Origin of the sequence: Verrucosispora sp. SN26_14.1 (assembly GCF_004307965.1) — a bacterium.
Classification (GTDB): Bacteria; Actinomycetota; Actinomycetes; order Mycobacteriales; family Micromonosporaceae; genus Micromonospora.
The window spans coordinates 1-5,131 of the sequence record NZ_SISL01000424.1 but is presented as its reverse complement, the minus strand read 5'-3'; the positions used below and the strand labels follow the sequence as shown (position 1 = coordinate 5,131).

Annotated in this window: 7 protein-coding genes; 4 read left to right on the top strand and 3 right to left on the bottom strand. The window is 72.8% G+C overall.

The genetic code is table 11. The features are described 5' to 3' along the window. A partial coding sequence (locus EYA84_RS26030; RefSeq protein WP_275540815.1) for an RNA polymerase sigma factor region1.1 domain-containing protein occupies window positions 1–322 on the bottom strand: 322 nt, incomplete at its 3' end. A gap of 287 nt (window positions 323–609) precedes the next feature. Between EYA84_RS26030 and EYA84_RS26025 the strand changes: the two genes are divergently transcribed. Continuing rightward, a complete protein-coding gene (locus tag EYA84_RS26025; RefSeq protein ID WP_131056245.1) occupies window positions 610–1,431 on the top strand; it encodes an inositol monophosphatase family protein in 822 nt (273 codons plus the stop codon). A 93-nt stretch (window positions 1,432–1,524) separates the two neighbouring features. On the opposite strand, the gene EYA84_RS26020 is transcribed toward EYA84_RS26025, so the two are convergent. Beyond that, window positions 1,525–2,040: a LytR C-terminal domain-containing protein gene (locus EYA84_RS26020; protein ID WP_201272485.1), complete on the bottom strand. Its 516-nt coding sequence runs from the start codon at window positions 2,038–2,040 to the stop codon at window positions 1,525–1,527. Between the two features lie 433 nt (window positions 2,041–2,473). Between EYA84_RS26020 and EYA84_RS26015 the strand changes: the two genes are divergently transcribed. Continuing rightward, window positions 2,474–2,770: a DUF4193 domain-containing protein gene (locus EYA84_RS26015; protein WP_007075406.1), complete on the top strand. Its 297-nt coding sequence runs from the start codon at window positions 2,474–2,476 to the stop codon at window positions 2,768–2,770. Between the two features lie 222 nt (window positions 2,771–2,992). Then, a complete protein-coding gene (locus EYA84_RS26010) occupies window positions 2,993–3,832 on the top strand; it encodes a hypothetical protein (protein WP_236145961.1) in 840 nt (279 codons plus the stop codon). Window positions 3,833–3,927: 95 nt separating this feature from the next. Here EYA84_RS26010 and EYA84_RS26005 read toward each other — a convergent pair whose 3' ends face one another. After that, complete coding sequence (locus tag EYA84_RS26005; protein WP_131056242.1) at window positions 3,928–4,428, bottom strand: DUF3093 domain-containing protein; 501 nt, start codon at window positions 4,426–4,428, stop codon at window positions 3,928–3,930. 77 nt (window positions 4,429–4,505) lie between these two features. Between EYA84_RS26005 and dut the strand changes: the two genes are divergently transcribed. Beyond that, a complete protein-coding gene (gene dut, locus EYA84_RS26000) occupies window positions 4,506–5,036 on the top strand; it encodes a dUTP diphosphatase (RefSeq protein ID WP_131056240.1) in 531 nt (176 codons plus the stop codon). Window positions 5,037–5,131: the final 95 nt, after the last annotated feature.

Here is a 5,131-nt window from a genome sequence, read left to right as displayed (position 1 = left end):
CGTCGGCGGCGGCCGCCTGCTTCGGGGCGGGCGGAGCCGCCTTCTTGGTGGTCTTGGCGGTGGTGGCCCGGGAGGCGGGAGTCGCGGAGCGGGCGGCGGCGACCCGGCGGCGGGTGCTGGCCGAACCGTCGACCACCACGGTCACCCCGGCCTCGGAGAGCGCCCGCAGGATCTTCTTGGCCTGGGCCGGAGTCACCTCGGCGGACTCGACGGTGCGCGCGAGCTGGGCCGACGTGAGCTGGCCGCCGGCGCTCTGCGCGTGGGCGATCAGGGTGTCGGTGAGCGAGCGAACGTCGGCGCCGGTCTGGCGGGGTTCTGTCACGAATGACCTTCCGGAGGCGAAGAGCGAGCACGGCCGGGATCGTCCGGCGCAGCGTGGGGCACCACGCCGGGCGATGTGGTTGAGGAACCCCCGTGTCCCCGGCCGACCGGTCGTCCGGTCGCCCGTGGCGGTGGGCAGGGGTGAATTGTAACGCCGTCTGCGGCGATCATCCTGCGCCGCACGGCTGACCGGCGGTCGAGACCGCCGATTCGGTGCACATCTGGACTTTGTAAGGATGATACCCGCGCAGGACTCGGAAACCCGCCCGTGCGGGAAGGGGACGGACGATGGACCGCTCGACGCCGCAGCCAGGGCAGTTGTTGGAGACCGCGATCGAGGTGGCGCGGGAGGCGGCGGCCACCGCGTACCGGATGAGGGTCGAGGGCGTCTCCGTGGCGGCCACCAAGAGCACCGCCACCGACGTGGTGACCGCCGCCGACCGCGCGGTGGAGCGCCAGATCATCGACGCGTTGCGTCGGCGGCGTCCGGACGACGCGGTGCTGGGCGAGGAGTACGGCGCGGCGGAGCGCGGTACGGCGGCACCGGCGCCGGTGCGGTGGATCGTGGATCCGATCGACGGCACGGTCAACTACCTGTACGGGCTGGCGCACTGCGCGGTGTCGATCGCCGCCGAGGTGAACGGCGAGGTCGTGGCCGGTGTGGTGCGCAACATCCAGACCGGCGAGGAGTGGACCGCGACGGCCGGCGGCGGTGCCTGGCGGGACGGCCGGCGGTTGCGCGGCTCCGCCGAGACCGACCTCGGGCAGGCGCTGGTGATCACCGGTTTCGGCTACGACTCGGCCCGTCGGGTCCACCAGGCCCGGGTGGTGACCGAGTTGATCGCGCACGTCCGGGACATCCGTCGGCTCGGCGCCGCCGCCGTCGACCTCTGCCTGGTCGCCGAGGGGCGCGCCGACGCGTTCTACGAGAAGGGCCTGGCGGACTGGGACCGGGCCGCCGGCGGACTGGTGGCCACCGAGGCCGGCCTGCGGATCGGCGGGATCGACGGGCAGGACCCCGGGCCGGACATGGTCATCGCGGCGCCGCCGGAGCTGTTCGTGCCGCTGCACGACCGGCTGGCCGCGCTGGACGCCTCCGGCGGCCCCTGATCGTCCGGCCGGGTGACCCGTAGTCGGGACGCTCGGCCGATCAGATCGGCCCGCCCGGCTCGTCCGGTCCACCCGGTCGGGTCGATCCGTCGGTCAGTCCTCGATCGGCATCGGGCAGGTGCCCGGCGGGGCCACCGGCGAACCGAGGTCACCGAGGGACTGGTTCACCTCGGTGGTGGTCGCCAGTTGCCGGAAGCCGTTGCCGAGGACCACGTCGACCACGTCGTCCTCGCGCTTGGCGTCGTACTCGTACTCGGCGTTGTTGAGGAAGTACGCCCGCAGCAGGTGGGCGGAGCCGACGCCCTTCGGGCCGTACCGCAGCACCGCCACGTCGTCGACCTGCTTCTTCTGGCTCGCTTCCTTCTGGACCTGGAAGTCGCGGTTGCGGAACTCGTCGCCCACGCTGGCGGCCAACCCGGGGCGGTCGGTGGCGTTCAGCACTTTGATCTTGACGTCCTTGCGCTCGCGCAACGTCACGTCGGCGCGGGGCCAGTCCTCCGGGCAACCCTGGGCGGAGCCCGCGTTACCCTGGGTGTCCTTGACGAGTGCGACGACCACGAAGACCAGGGCGACCACCGCCAGCATGCCGACGACAACGAGTGCTCGCACTCGCGCAAAGCTCATCAGGGCGCTCCCGGGCGATGGATGGGTGGCAGCGGCCGTCGGCGTGGGGGGCCCGTCCCGCCGGCCGCCGGGTACGCCGCTGAGGTTAACGGTTGTCCGACCGTCGCGTGGAAACAGTCCGACATACCGGCGCGCCACCCTGGAACCGGGTACTACTACCCCTATCTTCGTGTCGCCTGAGTCACATTGGGAACAACTTCCCGTGCAGGGGCGTACATCTCAGCCACGAGGGCGGTATACATGCCTCGCCCAAGGGGGGGTAGGTTCCGCGCTCGTCGGGGAGATCCTCTGGCGGTCTGGCCCACACAGTCGTCGGGTCGGGTGGCCGACACTTGCGGTGGCCTGCCAGCGGAACCGAAACAGCGTCGTCCGGCGTTACAACCGGAAGCGACAACATCGAAATGGGAGAGTGAAACCGATGGCCACCGACTACGACGCCCCGCGCCGCGACGAGGTCGACCTCGGCGAGGACAGCCTCGAAGAGCTCAAGGCCCGGCGCGTCGACTCACAGTCGGGTGCCGTGGACGTCGACGAGGCGGAGGTGGCGGAGAGCTTCGAGCTGCCCGGCGCCGACCTGGCCGACGAGGAGCTCACGGTCAAGGTGCTGCCGATGCAGCAGGACGAGTTCCGCTGTGCCCGGTGCTTCCTGGTGCACCACCGCAGCCAGCTGGCAGTCGAGCGCAACGGCGAGCTGATCTGCCGTGAGTGTGTCTGACCGACGGCCCGACACCACCAGAACAGCGGCGGCTCCGGGACGGAGCCGCCGCTACCCGGCTCGGCGAGCGGTGGTGCCCGAGACCTGATTCACTCGTGAGGTGACGCGCCACGCGGTGGCCGTCAGCCGGGGGAGGTCAGGCATGGGCGCGCGGCAGTGGTCGAGTCATCGATTCCGGGCCGCGGTGTCGCGTGGCGGCACGGAGGGCAGCGGAGTGGCGGCATGAGCGAGCCGAACGCGAACAGGCGGGACGCGGACGAGCAGGGCACGCACGGGCAGGACACGGACGAGCTGGGCGCGACGGTGGTGGCGTTGACCGCCGACGACGTCGAGCCGGCGGCGCGTCGGAAGTTGCTCGGGCGTCTGGTGCAGCAGGCCCGGAACCGGGGCATCGGTGATCTCTTCAAGCCCAAGGCGGCCGTGCGGTGGATGGTCGACACCGTCGCCGAGGTCGCCCCGCACGTACCGATCCGGGACCTGGCGACCCTGCGCCGGCACTTCCCGGGCCTGGACGACGAGCAGTTGGCCGACCGGCTGGTCCGCAACGCGTCCCGGGCGACCGCGGGGATCGGCGCGGCCGGTGGCGGCGCCTCCGCCGTGCAGTGGACGGTCACCCCGAGCCTGTTGTCCGCGCCGGTGCTGCTGGCCGCCGAGACGGTCACCGTGGTGACGATCGAGCTGAAGCTGACCGGCGAGCTGCACGAGATCTACGGCGCGCCGCTGCCCAGCGGCGGCACGGAGCGTACGGTCGCCCTGGTGCAGGCGTGGGCCAACCGGCGCGGCGTCAACCCGATGATGCCGGGCGTGGGGGTCGGCGCGGTGCTCGGCACCGCCGCCCGGCACGAGCTGCGGGACACCCTGCTCAAGCGGTTCGGTCGTAACCTGACCACGCTCGGGCCCTTCCTCACCGGCGCGGCGGTGGCGAGCTTCCTGAACCGGCGGGCGACCCGGGCGCTGGCCGACGAACTCCGCACCGACCTGCGCCGGCAGCGGCGGACGCTGCCCGGTGGACCGGCCGGGCCACCCGTGCCCGGTGGCCCGCCCGCGCTGCCCGCTTCCTGAACGGCCGTCCGGCGGCGGCTGAGCCCCGGGACAGTGCCGGCAACGGCCCTGAGAGCGCCGAGGAGGCCCGAGTCTGCCCGGAGTGGGGTACGAGGTCAGCGCGCCGAATCCCGGGCGGCCAGGAGCGCCTCGGCGAGTTCGACCGGGCGCCGGGAACTGACCACCCAGAACGGGGTGGGGTCGTCCGGGTCGTCGAGGACCACCTGGACGGCGCCGGAGATCCACGGCCGCTGCACCACGAACGCCAGCGGGTCGGCGGCGACACCGAGCACCTCACGCCGCCCGTCGGCGTCCAGCGCGACGGCGTCGGCGACGAAGCGCGCCGGCAGTCGGGCGTCGTCGACCTGGAGTTCCCCGTCGGTCACCGCGACCCGGATCCGGCCCAGCCAGGCCATGGTCGCCAGCGCGAGCGGGACGAGCACCGCGAACGGCAGCCAGGCGCGTACGCCGGTCGCGCCCATCCAGACCTCCACCGACAGCAGTGCGGCGACCGCGATCCCGGCCGGCCACAACCACCAGGGCAGCCGGAGCCGTTCGGTGTACGTCGGGGGTGCCGTGGTGGGGGAGGAGGACGGTGACGTGCTCACTCGTGCCAGGGTACGGCGCGCGGCGGCCCGGGTACCGGGCAGGATGGCAGGGTCACCCCCAGCGGAACGGACGAAAGAGGTAGACCGTGACCGACCTGGTGCCCGTACCGGTACGGCAACTCGACCCCGATTTGCCGCTGCCGGCGTACTCGCATCCCGGTGACGCCGGTGCCGACCTGGTGGCCGCCGCCGACGTCGAGTTGCCGCCCGGCGGCCGGGCTCTGGTGCCGACCGGCGTGGCGATCGCGTTGCCCGAGGGGTACGTGGGTCTGGTCCACCCCCGATCGGGGCTCGCGGCCAGACTCGGCGTGACGGTGCTCAACGCGCCCGGTACGGTCGACGCCGGCTACCGGGGTGAGATCCTGGTCAACCTGATCAACCATGATCGGGACGCACCGGTGAAGATCTCGCGGGGCGACCGGATCGCGCAACTCGTTGTGCAGCGGGTGGCACGGGCGGCCTTCCGGCCGGTGGCCGAACTGCCCGCGTCCGGCCGGGGCACCGGCGGGCACGGCTCCACCGGCGGACACGTCGGCCTGGTGCCGCCGCCGGCCACGGACGGCGTGGACGGAAGAGATGGCACGGTGAGTGCGAACAGCGGAGGGTGGACGCAGTGATCTTCTCCCGAAAGCGGGCCGCGGGACGGCACGCCCGTGACGAGCGAGCCACGGACGCGCTCCAGACCGTCGACGGCGCCGGGTCGGCGCCGGAG